This is a genomic window from Pseudomonas sp. 91RF (assembly GCF_003576265.1).
GTDB lineage: Bacteria > Pseudomonadota > Gammaproteobacteria > Pseudomonadales > Pseudomonadaceae > Aquipseudomonas > Aquipseudomonas kribbensis.
In genome coordinates this window covers 37,186-50,285 of the sequence record NZ_QWFC01000013.1, presented here as the reverse complement: position 1 = coordinate 50,285, position 13,100 = coordinate 37,186, and the positions used below count along the sequence as shown (strand labels likewise).

The 13,100-nt window shown below is 60.5% G+C and carries 14 protein-coding genes; 8 read left to right on the top strand and 6 right to left on the bottom strand.

Features of this window, described 5'->3' with window-relative positions:
• Nucleotides 1–2 precede the first annotated feature (2 nt).
• The 4 genes from moaE (at nucleotide 3) to DXT77_RS02840 (ending at nucleotide 5,105) form a co-directional block, all read left to right on the top strand.
• Nucleotides 3–464, top strand: a complete 462-nt coding sequence (moaE, locus tag DXT77_RS02855; protein ID WP_119426547.1) for a molybdopterin synthase catalytic subunit MoaE — start codon at nucleotides 3–5, stop codon at nucleotides 462–464.
• 71 nt (nucleotides 465–535) lie between these two features.
• Nucleotides 536–1,882 (top strand): chromate efflux transporter, encoded by a 1,347-nt coding sequence (gene chrA / locus DXT77_RS02850; protein ID WP_119426546.1) that lies wholly within the window; start codon nucleotides 536–538, stop codon nucleotides 1,880–1,882.
• Between the two features lie 427 nt (nucleotides 1,883–2,309).
• Entirely contained in the window at nucleotides 2,310–3,674 is a 1,365-nt protein-coding gene (locus DXT77_RS02845; protein WP_119426545.1) for a glutamine synthetase family protein, read from the top strand.
• Nucleotides 3,675–3,821: 147 nt separating this feature from the next.
• Nucleotides 3,822–5,105 (top strand): FAD-binding oxidoreductase, encoded by a 1,284-nt coding sequence (locus tag DXT77_RS02840; RefSeq protein WP_119426544.1) that lies wholly within the window; start codon nucleotides 3,822–3,824, stop codon nucleotides 5,103–5,105.
• A gap of 94 nt (nucleotides 5,106–5,199) precedes the next feature.
• On the opposite strand, the gene DXT77_RS02835 is transcribed toward DXT77_RS02840, so the two are convergent.
• Entirely contained in the window at nucleotides 5,200–5,985 is a 786-nt protein-coding gene (locus DXT77_RS02835) for a DeoR/GlpR family DNA-binding transcription regulator (protein WP_119426543.1), read from the bottom strand.
• Nucleotides 5,986–6,233: 248 nt separating this feature from the next.
• A complete protein-coding gene (locus tag DXT77_RS02830; RefSeq protein ID WP_178083437.1) occupies nucleotides 6,234–7,127 on the bottom strand; it encodes a LysR family transcriptional regulator in 894 nt (297 codons plus the stop codon).
• 84 nt (nucleotides 7,128–7,211) lie between these two features.
• Between DXT77_RS02830 and DXT77_RS02825 the strand changes: the two genes are divergently transcribed.
• The gene (locus DXT77_RS02825; protein ID WP_119426541.1) at nucleotides 7,212–7,988 is read left to right on the top strand and encodes an NAD(P)H-dependent oxidoreductase; all 777 of its coding nucleotides are present in this window, start codon (nucleotides 7,212–7,214) and stop codon (nucleotides 7,986–7,988) included.
• 64 nt (nucleotides 7,989–8,052) lie between these two features.
• Here the strand turns inward: DXT77_RS02825 and DXT77_RS29800 are convergent, their stop codons facing one another.
• The 4 genes from DXT77_RS29800 to DXT77_RS02810 form a co-directional block, all read right to left on the bottom strand.
• Nucleotides 8,053–8,193 carry a hypothetical protein gene (locus DXT77_RS29800; RefSeq protein ID WP_158593088.1) on the bottom strand — a complete coding sequence of 47 codons (141 nt, stop codon included), beginning with the start codon at nucleotides 8,191–8,193 and terminating at the stop codon, nucleotides 8,053–8,055.
• 156 nt (nucleotides 8,194–8,349) lie between these two features.
• Nucleotides 8,350–9,369: an AbrB family transcriptional regulator gene (locus tag DXT77_RS02820; RefSeq protein ID WP_119426540.1), complete on the bottom strand. Its 1,020-nt coding sequence runs from the start codon at nucleotides 9,367–9,369 to the stop codon at nucleotides 8,350–8,352.
• 28 nt (nucleotides 9,370–9,397) lie between these two features.
• Nucleotides 9,398–9,820, bottom strand: a complete 423-nt coding sequence (locus DXT77_RS02815; RefSeq protein WP_119426539.1) for an HD domain-containing protein — start codon at nucleotides 9,818–9,820, stop codon at nucleotides 9,398–9,400.
• 14 nt (nucleotides 9,821–9,834) lie between these two features.
• Nucleotides 9,835–10,224: a hypothetical protein gene (locus tag DXT77_RS02810; protein WP_085708647.1), complete on the bottom strand. Its 390-nt coding sequence runs from the start codon at nucleotides 10,222–10,224 to the stop codon at nucleotides 9,835–9,837.
• A gap of 259 nt (nucleotides 10,225–10,483) precedes the next feature.
• On the opposite strand from DXT77_RS02810, the gene DXT77_RS02805 reads away from it, so the two are divergent.
• The 3 genes from DXT77_RS02805 (at nucleotide 10,484) to DXT77_RS02795 (ending at nucleotide 13,085) form a co-directional block, all read left to right on the top strand.
• Entirely contained in the window at nucleotides 10,484–10,852 is a 369-nt protein-coding gene (locus DXT77_RS02805; protein ID WP_085708648.1) for a hypothetical protein, read from the top strand.
• Between the two features lie 165 nt (nucleotides 10,853–11,017).
• Nucleotides 11,018–12,142 (top strand): DUF6384 family protein, encoded by a 1,125-nt coding sequence (locus tag DXT77_RS02800; protein ID WP_119426538.1) that lies wholly within the window; start codon nucleotides 11,018–11,020, stop codon nucleotides 12,140–12,142.
• Between the two features lie 22 nt (nucleotides 12,143–12,164).
• Nucleotides 12,165–13,085: a DUF6384 family protein gene (locus DXT77_RS02795; protein WP_114882245.1), complete on the top strand. Its 921-nt coding sequence runs from the start codon at nucleotides 12,165–12,167 to the stop codon at nucleotides 13,083–13,085.
• The last annotated feature ends 15 nt before the right edge of the window (nucleotides 13,086–13,100 follow it).

Genomic DNA, 13,100 nt, shown 5'->3' with positions numbered 1-13,100 from the left:
CCATGGGGGTTCGAGTCCAGCGTAAAGGCTTCGATGCCGGCCAGTTGATTGCCGATTTGCATTCGCGTAATCCACGGGTGGGCGCGGTGGTGAATTTCATTGGTTATGTGCGGGATCTGAACGTCGGGCAGTCAGTGACCGAGCTGTTTCTGGAGCACTATCCGGGCATGACCGAGAAGGCTCTGGAGCAGATCGCCGAACAGGCCCGCGAGCGCTGGCCGCTGCTGGCGGTGGAGATTGTGCATCGGGTCGGCGCACTGTCGGTGAGCGAGCCGATTGTGTTCGTCGGCGTCAGCAGCAAGCATCGGCATGCGGCGTTCGAGGCCTGCGCGTTCATCATGGATGTGCTGAAGACCCGTGCGCCGTTCTGGAAGCGCGAGACTACGCCTGAAGGGTCGCATTGGGTCGAGGCGCGGGAGAGTGATCAGAATGCGGCGTTTCGCTGGAGTCTGGCGCATGCCTGACAGGGCACTGTCGGCTGCAACAAAAGCCTGATTAGATAGCGACTCCCGCCGAATCGACCGTGGAGCCGCACTTGAGCACAACGCCCCCCGAGGACTTGCCCCGCCCCCAGCCTGTCAGCCTGCGCCAAGCCTGGCCTTTCTGGCTCAAACTCGGCTGCATCGGCTTCGGCGGCCCCGCCGGGCAGATCGCGATCATGCATCAGGAACTGGTGGAGCGCCGTCGCTGGATTTCCGAACGGCGCTTTCTGCATGCACTCAACTACTGCATGTTGCTGCCCGGCCCCGAGGCCCAGCAACTGGCGACCTACATCGGCTGGCTGCTTCACCGCACCCGTGGCGGCGTGCTGGCCGGGGCGCTGTTTGTGCTGCCATCGCTGCTGATCCTGATTGCCCTGTCCTGGGTGTACATCGCGTTTGGCGACGTACCGGTGGTGGCCGGGGTGTTTTACGGGATCAAACCGGCGGTGACTGCGATTGTGTTGCACGCGGCCCATCGCATCGGCTCGCGGGCCTTGAAAAGTGGCTGGTTGTGGGCAATTGCCGGAGCGGCGTTCGTGGCGATCTTCGCCTTCAACGTGCCGTTTCCGCTGATCGTGCTCGGCGCGGCCATGATCGGATATTTCGGCGGACGCTGGGCACCTCAGCGGTTCAACAATGGCGGTCATCGCGGCAGCGAAAAGTCCTTCGGCCCGGCGCTGATCGATGACGATACCCCACCACCCGAACATACGCGATTCAGCCTGCCGAGGCTGTTGCGTCTGGTGCTGATCGGTGCGTTGCTGTGGTGTCTGCCAATGGCGCTGCTGACGGCGCTGTTCGGCTGGGACGGCACCTTCACCCAGATGGGCTGGTTCTTCACCAAAGCGGCGCTGCTGACCTTCGGCGGCGCTTACGCCGTGCTGCCCTATGTGTATCAAGGTGCGGTCGGGCATTACGGCTGGCTGACGCCGACGCAGATGATCGACGGACTGGCCCTGGGCGAAACTACGCCGGGGCCGCTGATCATGGTGGTGGCGTTTGTCGGGTTCATCGGCGCTTACGTGCAACCGACGTTCGGCCCGGAACACGCGTTCGCCGCTGGTGCGCTGGCCGCGACGCTGGTGACCTGGTTCACCTTCCTGCCCTCGTTCCTGTTCATCCTTGCCGGCGGGCCGCTGGTGGAGTCGACCCACAACGAATTGAAGTTCACCGCACCGCTGACGGCGATCACCGCTGCCGTGGTCGGCGTGATCCTGAATCTGGCGTGTTTCTTTGCTTACCACGTGTTCTGGCCCAAGGGTTTTGCCGCACAGCCAGATTTTTTTGCGCTGTTGCTCGCCCTCGCCGCCACCCTCGGGCTGTTTGTTTTCAAGCGCGGCGTGATCGAGGTGTTGATCGTTTGCGCCCTCGTCGGGCTGGGGTTTCATCTGCTGCGCTGAACCGGTGGCATGCCGCGCGCATCGGAATCAGGCGTTTACTTATCCCGGACTTCCCCCTTACTATCCAGCCACACCGGCATGGCGGGACACTCCCGCCGCCGACGTTTTCCGCCAACGGAAACACGCGTCATGAGCACGTCACTACAACAATCAGAATCGTTGAACGTCTCTGCACTGTGCGCCCTCCTTCACAGGGGCCGCGCATGAATCGCATCGTCAATCTCCCCATGGCCCTGAGCCGTTCCAAGCTGCGTCACTCCGCACGCCCGCCGGATATCTGTCTGTCCGTCTGATCGCGCCGTTAAAAATCGCGACAGCTCCCCCTCTTTTTTCGATATCCCTGCCAGGACGCCCGCGCCTTTTGCCGAGCTGCGTCCGGCCCGAATCTGCGCGCCTGTGCGGCGCCATCGTGAGTGATTGATTGATTATGAAATTCGCAGCCATTGAAGACGCACACAACTTTCTGGATCAGAACCCCGACATCGACATGATCGAGCTGTTCATCCTCGACGCCAACGGGGTGCCACGCGGCAAGTTGTTGCACCGCGAAGAACTGCTCGCCGTGTACGAAAGCGGTCGCCCGCTGCCAAGCACCATTCTCGGCCTGACCGTACATGGCGAAGACGTGGAAAACTCCGGTCTGGTGTGGGACGTCGGCGACATCGACTGCCGCGCCTACCCGCTGGAAGGCAGTCTGGTGCGCCTGCCATGGCGACAGATCCCGACTGCGGCGGTGCAAGTCAGCATGCACCCGGAACAAGGCATGCCGGCCAGTATTGCCGACCCGCGTCACCTGCTGATCAAGGTCATCGACGCCCTCAAGGCCGAGGGTTATCACCCGGTGATGGCCTGCGAGCTGGAGTTCTACTTGCTCGACGCCAAACGCGATCACAATGGTCGCCCGCAACCGGCGCTGGATGCCGACGGCGGTCGACCGAGGCACACCCAGGTCTACGGTTTGCGTGAGCTGGAGCAGATCGAACCGTTCCTCGCCGACCTCTACAGCGCCTGCAAGCTGCACGGTATTCCGGCGCGCACGGCGATTTCGGAATACGCGCCGGGCCAGGTGGAAATCACCCTCGAACACGGCGATGCGCTGGAGGCGATGGACCAGGCCGTGCGCTACAAACGGCTGGTCAAAGCCGTGGCGCACAAGCACGGGATGCAGGCAACGTTCATGGCCAAACCCTTCGATGATCTGGCGGGCACCGGCATGCACATGCACGTCAGCCTCGCCGATGCCGCGGGCCGCAATCTGTTTGCCTCCGAAGACCCGGCCGGCACCCCGCTGCTGCGTACCGCGATTGGCGGGATGCTCGCCTCGTTGCTCGATTCGCTGCTGCTGTTCTGCCCCAACGCCAACTCCTACCGTCGCTTCCAGGCCAACAGCTACGCGCCACTGGCGCCTACCTGGGGCGTCGACAACCGCACCGTCAGCCTGCGCGTACCCGGCGGCCCGGCCAACACCCGGCACATCGAACACCGCATCTGCGGCGCCGATGCCAACCCGTATCTGGCGGCTGCGGCGATCCTCGCGGGCATTCATCGCGGCATAAAAGAAGACATCGATCCGGGCGAACCGGTGCAAGGCAATGGCTATGCGCAGGCGAAGGAATTGCTGCCGACCGACTGGCTGACTTCGCTCACGGCGCTGGAAAAATCGGCCTGGGCACGGGATGCGCTGGGGCAGGAATTTCTCGGGGTGTATCTGGCAGTGAAACGCGCGGAATACCGGCAGTTCATGGCCGAAGTGGGTGAGCAGGACTGGCGCTGGTACCTCACAGAAGCCTGACGCCTCCCACTGAACCCTGTGGGAGCCAGCCTGCTGGCGATAGCGGTGTGTCTTTCAACATTCATGTGTCTGACAGGCCCTCATCGCCAGCAGGCTGGCTCCCACAAGGACTGCACTCTGCCTCCCGAATTTTGTGTGGAACTTAAAATGACTGAACGCAGCAATTCCTACTACACCGCCACCCTCAACCGCGACACCGACTACCCGACCCTGCAAGGCCGGCACAAGGTCGATGTGGTGATCATCGGCGGCGGTTTCACCGGCGTCGCCACCGCCGTCGAACTGGCGGAAAAAGGCCTGAAAGTCGCCATCGTCGACAGCCACAAGATCGGCTGGGGCGCTACCGGGCGCAATGGTGGACAGGTGACCGGCAGCCTGTCCGGCGACGGCGCGATGCGCAAACAGATGCGCAACACCTTGGGCGATGAGGTCGACGACTTCATCTGGCACCTGCGCTGGCGCGGCCACGAAATCATCAAGCAGCGCGTCGAGAAATACGGCATCGACTGCGACCTCAAGCACGGTCACCTGCACGCCGCCTACAAGCCAAGCCACATGGCCGGTTTGCGCAGCGACTACGACGAAGCCGTGCGTCGCGGCATGGGCGATGAAGTCAGTCTGCTCGACCGCAGCCAGGTGCGCGATCTGCTGCAAAGCGACCTCTATCACGGCGCAATCAAGAACACCCGCAACATGCATCTGCACCCGCTCAATCTGTGCATCGGCGAGGCGCGGGCGGCGGAAAGCCTCGGCGCGTTGATCTTCGAAAACAGCGAAGTGCTGGAGATCATCCACGGCGACAGTCCGGGCGTTCGCACGGCCCATGGCCGGATCGACGCCAATCAGGTGCTGCTGGCCGGCGATGTCTACCACAAGCTCGAACCGGGCCAGCTCAAGGGCAAGATCTTCCCGGCCATGGGCGGCATCGTCACCACCGAACCGCTGGGGGATCTGGCCCGGCAGATCAACCCCGAAGACCTCGCCGTTTACGACTGCCGCTTCGTCCTCGACTACTACCGCCTCACCGCCGACGGCCGCCTGCTGTTCGGCGGCGGCGCCAACTACAGCGGCAAGGACTCACGGGACATCGCCGGCGAACTGCGGCCGTGCATCGAGCAGACCTTCCCGGCGCTCAAGGGGGTGAAGATCGATTACCAGTGGAGCTGCGCGATGGGCATCGTCATCAACCGCATCCCGCAACTGGGCAAGCTCTCGGACAACGTCTGGTATTGCCAGGGCTACTCCGGCCATGGCATCGCCACGACCCACATCATGGGCGAAATCATGAGCCGCGCGATCACCGGGCAGATGCAGCAGTTCGACACGTTCGCCGCGTGCTCGCACATTCGCGTGCCGATGGGGGATCTGCTGGGGAATCCGATGCTGGCGGCGGGCATGTGGTACTACCAGATGCTGGAAAAACTGCGCTGATAGGTCTGGCCCTATCGCCAGCAGGCTGGCTCCCTCACACCAACTTTGGGAGCCAGCCTGCTGGCGATAAGGCCACCCGCTTCACTACAAAACCTCAGTCGGGCAACTGTTCAACCTCAATCCCCAACCGCCGATAATCCTCGGCACTACCCGACGCCAGATGCCGCTCGGTAATCAATGTATGCACCCGGCTGCACGGCGCCACCACAAACGGCTCCACCGCCCCCAGCTTGTCCGCCGTGGTCACAGCTATCACCTGCGCCGCACTGTCGAACAACGCCTGTTTCACCGGCACCTCATCGAAATACAGCGAACTCAACCCCACCTCCGGATGAATCGCGCACACTCCGGTAAACAGCACGTCAGCCTTGATGCTTTGCAACAGTCGCACCGTCTCGTGACCACTGACCGACATCGTCGCCAGATTCAGTTGCCCGCCCGCCAGAATCACCTTGATCCCCTTGTATTCCGCCAGGGTGATCGCCGTCATCGGTGACGTCGTCACGGCGGTGATCGAAATATCCGAGGGCAACGAACGGGCGATCTGCAACGTGGTGGTGCCGGAATCGAACAGCACGATCTGACCGTCCTTCACCCTTCCGGCCGCCAGCTGCGCAAGGCTGGTTTTCACCTCGTCGGTTTCACTGATCCGCGTGAAGTAATCCTTGCCGGTGTCCTTCGGTCGCGGCAGCGCTCCGCCATGCACCCGCTGCACCAGCCCGGCGTTGTCCAGCTCGGCCAGATCGCGGCGGATGGTGTCTTCGGACACCGCAAAGTGCTGGCTCAACTCGGACGCCATGACCTTGCCATCACGTTCGAGGATCAGCAGGATTTTCTGCCGACGCAGAGAGGGAAGCTCGGAAGCGGAATGATCGTGCATGGTTTTGCCTGTTTGTGCTTGTAGTTGCAGGTTTGGCGAGCCTAACCAATGCATCTGCCAAACACAAACCGGCTGATATCAATTGTTTCGATCTTTGAAATCATGAAGCCGAATTTTTTCTTTGCTTTCAGCCTGTTCACAATGGCCCCACTTTAATAAGGCTCAGGATGAACAGCTCATGAATCTCAATTTTGCGTTTGCGTGCATGATCGTGGTGTCGTTTGCGATTGCGTTGGGGCATGCATGATTCACACGGACGCCGCCAGATGCTCGCGAAACCACTTGTGAGCCGGATCACGATGCGAGCGCTCGGCCCAGAGCATCGCCATCTCGTAACCCGGCACAGCCAGCGGCGGTTCAACCACCTGCAACGCTGAACGGTCGCGCACCAGCCGCGACGGCAGCATCGCCACCAGATCGGTACTCGCCAGCACTGACATCAGCAACAGAAAGTGCGGCACCGACAGCACGACTTTCCTGCTCAGCCCCGCCTCCGCCAATGCCTTGTCCGTCACCCCGAAAAAACCTCCGCCCTCCGGCGACACCAGCACATGCTCAAGCTCGCAAAATTGCTCGCGCGTCGGCTTGCATTGCAGTTTCGGATGCCCCGCGCGCCCTGCCAGCACGTAGCGCTCGGTAAACAGCGCCCGTCGATGCAGCTCCAATGGCGCATCTTCGCTGGTGTGCAGAGCCAGATCGATCACGCCCTGCTCCGCCTGCTTCACCAGATGCTGCGGCGACAGGTCGAGTACCGCCAGGCGCGAACCCGGCGCCTGGGTGCGTAATCCGGCCAGCGCCGACAGGATTACGGTCGATTCGCCGTAGTCCGATGCCGCAACTTTCCAGGTATTCGTTGCCTGTGCCGGGTCGAACGCACTGGCCGGCGCCACCGCCCGCTCCAGCGCTTCCAGTGCCTCGCGCAACGGCTCGCGCAATTCATCGGCCCGTGCTGTCGGGCGCATGCCCCGTGGGCCGGGCAGCAGCAGCGGATCGCCAAAGATGTCGCGTAACTTGGCCAGATGCACACTGACCGACGGCTGCGACAGGTTCAGCCGCTGCGCGGCGCGGGTGACGTTGTGCTCCGACAGCAGCACGTCGAGGGTCAGCAGCAGGTTGATATCCAGGCGACGTAAATTATTCATGGCTATACCAGATATATCAGACATTCATTTCCAATATACCTGCCGGGCGCCGATCCTGCTGTCACTCAGCAACGGAGTTTCACCATGAATGTGCTACTGGTCTACGCCCACCCCGAACCGCAATCGCTAAACGGCGCGTTGAAAGACTTCACCGTCCAGCGTCTGGAAGCCGCCGGCCACAGCGTGCAGGTTTCCGACCTCTACGCGATGAACTGGAAAGCCAGCCTCGACGCCGACGACAGCCCCGGTCGCGACAGCAGTCGGCCATTCGATGCCTCCCTCGACTCGAAACTCGCGTTCGAACAAGCCCGGCAAGCCACTGACATCGCCGCCGAACAGGCAAAACTGCTGTGGGCAGACACGTTGATACTGCAATTTCCGCTCTGGTGGTTTTCCATGCCGGCGATCCTCAAGGGCTGGGTCGAGCGCGTGTACGCCTACGGATTTGCCTACGGCGTCGGCGAACATTCTGACGCCCGCTGGGGTGATCGTTATGGCGAAGGGACGTTGAAAGGCAAACGGGCGATGTTGATGGTCACGGCCGGCGGCTGGGAATCGCACTACAGTCAGCGCGGGATCAACGGGCCGATCGATGATCTGTTGTTCCCGATTCATCACGGGATTCTCTACTACCCCGGATTCGAAGTGCTGCCGCCGTTTGTGGTGTATCGCACGGGGAAAATGGATGAGGCGCGGTTTGCCCGGACGTGTGAAGAACTGGGGCTGAGACTGGATGAGTTGTGGAGTGCCCAGCCGATAGGGTTTCGACGGCAAAATGGCGGGGATTATGAGATTCCGGCGCTGACATTGAAGGACGGGATTGCGCCGGGACTCGAGGGATTCGCAACGCACATCTTCTAGTGTTGCTCGACCTGCTTTCGCTGGGCTGCACAGCAGCCCAGATTTAGTAGCAGGGCACCGCCGATCAATCAGGCTCGGGGGCGAAAAACCTGATATCAAACTCCCCGCCCCGCTCGTTCAACAAAATGATCCGAGCGCAATTCCAGCATCTGAGAAGCATGTCGGACTCCGCAAACAGCTTGTCGACGAGTTGATTGGCGGTCATTTGATTTCCATCCGGCAGATCAAGCGCACCCTCTGAAGCCACCAGAGAAACACCCGTCCCGCAAAACCAGTTTTTGTGAACCAGCTCATCACATTTGCACCGAACCCATGACCCCATGACCTACCTCAAGACACAAAAAAGCGAACGACACACAGATCAAACTTCTTCCCGCGCTCTACGCACCTGCACCAGCAACGCCGGCGCAAAGTGCAGCAGCACCATCCGCACCAGATGGTGAGTCAGGATAAACACCACGTTCAATCCGCCACCAAACGCCACGATGGCGATAGTCTCGATTGCTCCCGGCATGTAGGCCAGCCACAGCGACAACGCATCACTGCCCAGCAATCGCGCCGCCACTTCGGCGAACCCCGCCGCGACCAGAATCATCAAACCCACCGAGACCAGTGCCGTACGGCCATGACGTCCCAGTTCCGCAAGACCAAGGCCCTGGAAGCGTGAGCCGATCCGCACCCCGAGAATCAGCGCCGCCAGATTCAGGCTCCAGTCCGGCATGTGAAAGCCGTGCAGCCATCCCGATTTCAAGAACACGGCCGTCAGGATAATCGCCGTCAACATGAACGGCGCCGGTACGCCAATCGCCAGCAGCAATCGCCCGACCACGATGCTCGAAATAATCAGCGAGAACACGGTCAACGCCATGCCCGTGGACAACGGATCGACCTCGGCCACCGCGACCGCTGCCTGACCGGGAATCAGCAAACTCACCAACACCGTGATCAGCAGCAAACGCATCAGGTGCACGACGATGACCTTGCTCGACGCTTGATGTGATTCCAGCAAATCAAACACCGCCGCCAACGCCCCCGGATACACCGCCAGCAAGGCGTCGGTGCGATTCCACCCCGCTCCGCGCGCCAGCCACCAGGCAGACAGCACCACTTGTACTGTCAGGCACAGCAGCAACAGGCCGAGGCTTGGCAGCATTGTCGTTACGGTCGCGCTGTCCCACGCTTCGAACATCAGTCCGGTGGCGATGCCCAGCGTGACCTGGATGTAACCCAAGCCATAGGGGGTCCTGGGTGCAAAACCGAATTTGGTAGCGGCAAGAGCGGTGACAAGGATCGAGCCCAGCAGCAAGCCGTGGGGCACGCCTTCGAACTGCAACAGCGCGCCGAATCCGGCAGCGATCAACAGACATAGAATGGATTTCATGGTCGCCTTCCTGGCTATTTAAACGAGTTTAAGCGCGCAACCGGCCAATCGCCCGCCGATACTTTTCGACCCGCTCCAGATCCTCCCAGCTCGGCGAGGCAATCCGCGACAGGTCGCTGTTCTCCTCCAGATCCGCCAGTTTCACCACCCGCCCGATCGGGTTCTGCGCGGCGCGCTCGACGAAATCCTCGTAGGATTCGCCCGGCACTTTGGTCACCGATTCGATAGCCGACAAAACCTCTTCGCTGAAGCCTTCCTTGCGCAAATCATCCAGGCTGATGCCGCAATCCTCGACCACATCGTGCAGCACCGCGACGATGCGTTCTTCCAGGCTGCTCATGCGCAGCATGACTTTCAGCGGATGCAAAATGTACGGCGCACCACCCTTGTCTAACTGCCCGGCGTGGGCCGTGGCGGCAATGGCGATGGCGCGTTCCAGAGTCTGAGTCATGGCGTTTCCTCGGGTCAGACGCCGTACCGGCCGCCAATATAGAAATGACGCTTGAACCAGCGCCCGATCGCCTGCAAGCGCCCGGTCGGTTGCGCCGGCTCGGCGTAGCGCTGGAGAATCAGCGAAACCAGATCAGCCTGACTCTCCCCCGGATGCGCATCCAGCAACTCGGCCACCCAGGCGCAATTGGCCTTCTTCAAATGCTCACGCCACTCCCCGGGCCAGCCATCCAGCTCATCCAGCGCCAGCCACCGCGCACCACCCTGCTCGACATGCCCGCCACCAATCGATTGCTCGAAACAGAACGGCGTCGCCGGTCGGGACAGGTCGATGCTGAAGATGTAGATGTCCTGGGTTTTGTGCTGCGGCGTGGGGGCGTTGTTGCGATGGCCGATCTGAATCATGCGCGGTTCCATCCCTGGCGAGGCGTTACAAACTGTTTCATGTATACCTTCACGGATTCACCCCGCCATGGCAAATCAAAAATCAACTGAACTGCACCCATCAACGTCCGGAGACGCTCCAAAATTTCCGCCCTGCACATAGGCCGTCCATGAACTTTTCTTTAAAATGATGTCAATGCGATATCGCTGTTTGTCTTCAGGCATACGGCATCCCCCAGCGTCAGGCTGTTTCCTGACAATCATGGAAGTACCCCCCCCGATGAGACTGATTCTCGTGATGTTATTGATGTTGAGCGGCTACGCGCACGCCGGTTGTGAAAACATCAAGGACGATGACCAACGCAACTATTGCAAGGCCAAGGAAGGCTGGGGTGGCTGCCAGAACATCAAAAATGATGACATGCGCAACGCCTGCAAATCCGAAGCAGAGGGTAGCGATAGCTGTGGGAACATCCGCGACGATGATCAGCGCAATCTCTGCAAAGGCAAGAGAGGCATCGACAGCTGCACGAACATTCACGACGATGACCTGCGTAACTTGTGCAGGGCACAACAAGGTCGGGGTGGCTGCCAGAACATCAAAAACGATGACATGCGCAGAGATTGCAGAGCCACGACCAATGGCTGAAGGTTGCCGCTGACGCCGCAGCCACCAGGAGTCACTCCGGTCCGGTCATCTCGAGAATGATGTTTGCCTGCCTCTGGCACGAGGCCGGCACTCGGGATTGACCGCCCCGGTATACTCCCCCGCCATACTTGCCCTGCATGACGCCTCAACCTGGAAAGGACACCGATGAGCAGTATTCCACTCTCCGAACAGATGGGCGCAATGGCCTTGGTCGATGAGTTGCGCCATCAGCGCAAACAGGTTCAGGAACACCTCGACCTGCCGCGACGCCGAGCCGAAATTGCCGAGCACATTCGCACCTATTACCAGAACCACAACATCGCATTCGACGACAACCTGATCGAGCAAGGCGTGCGTCAGGTGTTTGCGCGTCGCCTGCTGCTGGAAATACCGCCCACGGGTGCCATCGACACCTGGCTGATCAACTTGTTAGTCCGGCGTTCCAGTGTGTTCAAAACGCTGCGAACCTCTGCCCTGGTGCTGTTGGTCATTGCCTTCGCGGTCTACAAATTCACCAGCCCGACGGTTTACAGTCCGGTCGAAGTGCGCAAGGTCAGCACCGCCGCCGCGATGGTCCGCGATGATCGCAAAAAGCTGTTCCTGGAAGTGGACAAGCAGCGTGGCGCCGTAGAGGCCCTGGCTCGAAGGCTGGCCGAACAACCGGACCCGCACGCCAGCGTATTGCTGCAGCGCGCCCGAAGTGCGTTGCCGGCTACCGACGTGCGTACGTCTATCGGCCTTTCCGAACCCGTGACATCGGCAAACGCGGGCGCGATCAATACCCGCGTCAAAGAACTCGAGGAGGGCCGGTATGCGATCAACCGGTCTCTGAGCGATGTTGAAAACAACGTGAAGTACGCCCGACGTATCCTCGACACTCGCAATGACCTTAAAACAATGCTGCAAGACCCGCAGTTTGCCATCGGGATTGCCCACTCCAGCAATCTGGATCAGCGCCTGGCGGAAATCGACCAGTTGCTCAAGCAAGTCAACGACTACGACAGTCACCAGGATGCACAAGATGCGTACAACGATCTGCGTAGCGATCTCTGGGACTATGAACAAGACATGCTCAAACTGCAGTCGAAGCGCTACCGCTCGCTGAAAGAGCGCATCGCCTCCCGCTGGGTACCGGATGAAATCCGAACCCAGTTGCGCAGAAAAGTCGAAGTCATCCACCAGGTCCTGAAAGCCGGTGACTCGACGGCCGCCGAGCGAAAAATCAATCATCTGATCAGCTCGATGAAAGATGCAGGCTACTGGCGCCGCTGGGGTGGTTCGGGAGAATGACAGATTGAAAAGGACACCCCCCATGAGCAGCACCGCACTCTCCGAGCAACTGACGGCGATGGCGTTCATCGACAAACTGCGCCATGAGCAAAAGCAGATTCAGGATCATCTGGACCTGCCCAGCCGCCGCGCGGACATCGCCGAGCGCATCCGCGCCTACTACATCAGCAACGCCATAGAGTTCGATGACAAACTGATCGAACAGGGTGTGCGGCAATTTTTCGCCCATAGATTGACGCTGGAAACACCGGCGCTCAACGGGTTCGATGCGTGGCTGGTCAAGTGGCTCTGCCGCCGCGGCGCTTCGCCAGCGAGCGTCAAACCGGCAAACAGACGCCGGTGGCCGCTCATGCTGCTGATCCTGTTATCCAGCGCGCTGACCCTGTGGGCGACTCACCACTACAAGGATGCCGGGAGAGTTGACGGCGTCGTCAAAAATGCCGGGACGTTGCGCGACAGAAGTTTCCAGTTGAACGAGAAAATGCAGTCAATCACCAAACGTCTCGCGGTGTTGCGCAAGAGCAACGCCGAGCACCCGAACGCGAACGTCGGCCGTTTGCTCCAACATGCGCAGTCCAGAGTGCCCGCCAGCGCTTTTCGCACGGATCTCGGGGTGGATATAAAAATCACCAAGGACAATCTGGACCTGATGGAATCGCAGGTCATGGCACTCAACGCGCAGCAATGGCGGTTCGAAGCCGACTCTGAACAGATCTACATCGACATGAAGTATGCCGGTGCAATCATCTGGATGCGCCAGACCCTGCGTGACATCCGCCAGGACCCGAAGAATGTCGCCAGGATCGAACAGTCCAGCAGTCTGAAACAGCGACTGACCCTGCTCGGGCAACAGCTTGAGCGTATCAACAACGAGAAGGCTTACGGCGATGCGTTCTCCACGTTCCGCGATATCGACGATGAGCTGTTTGGCCTCAGTCTATAAACCACCGACTGCCTG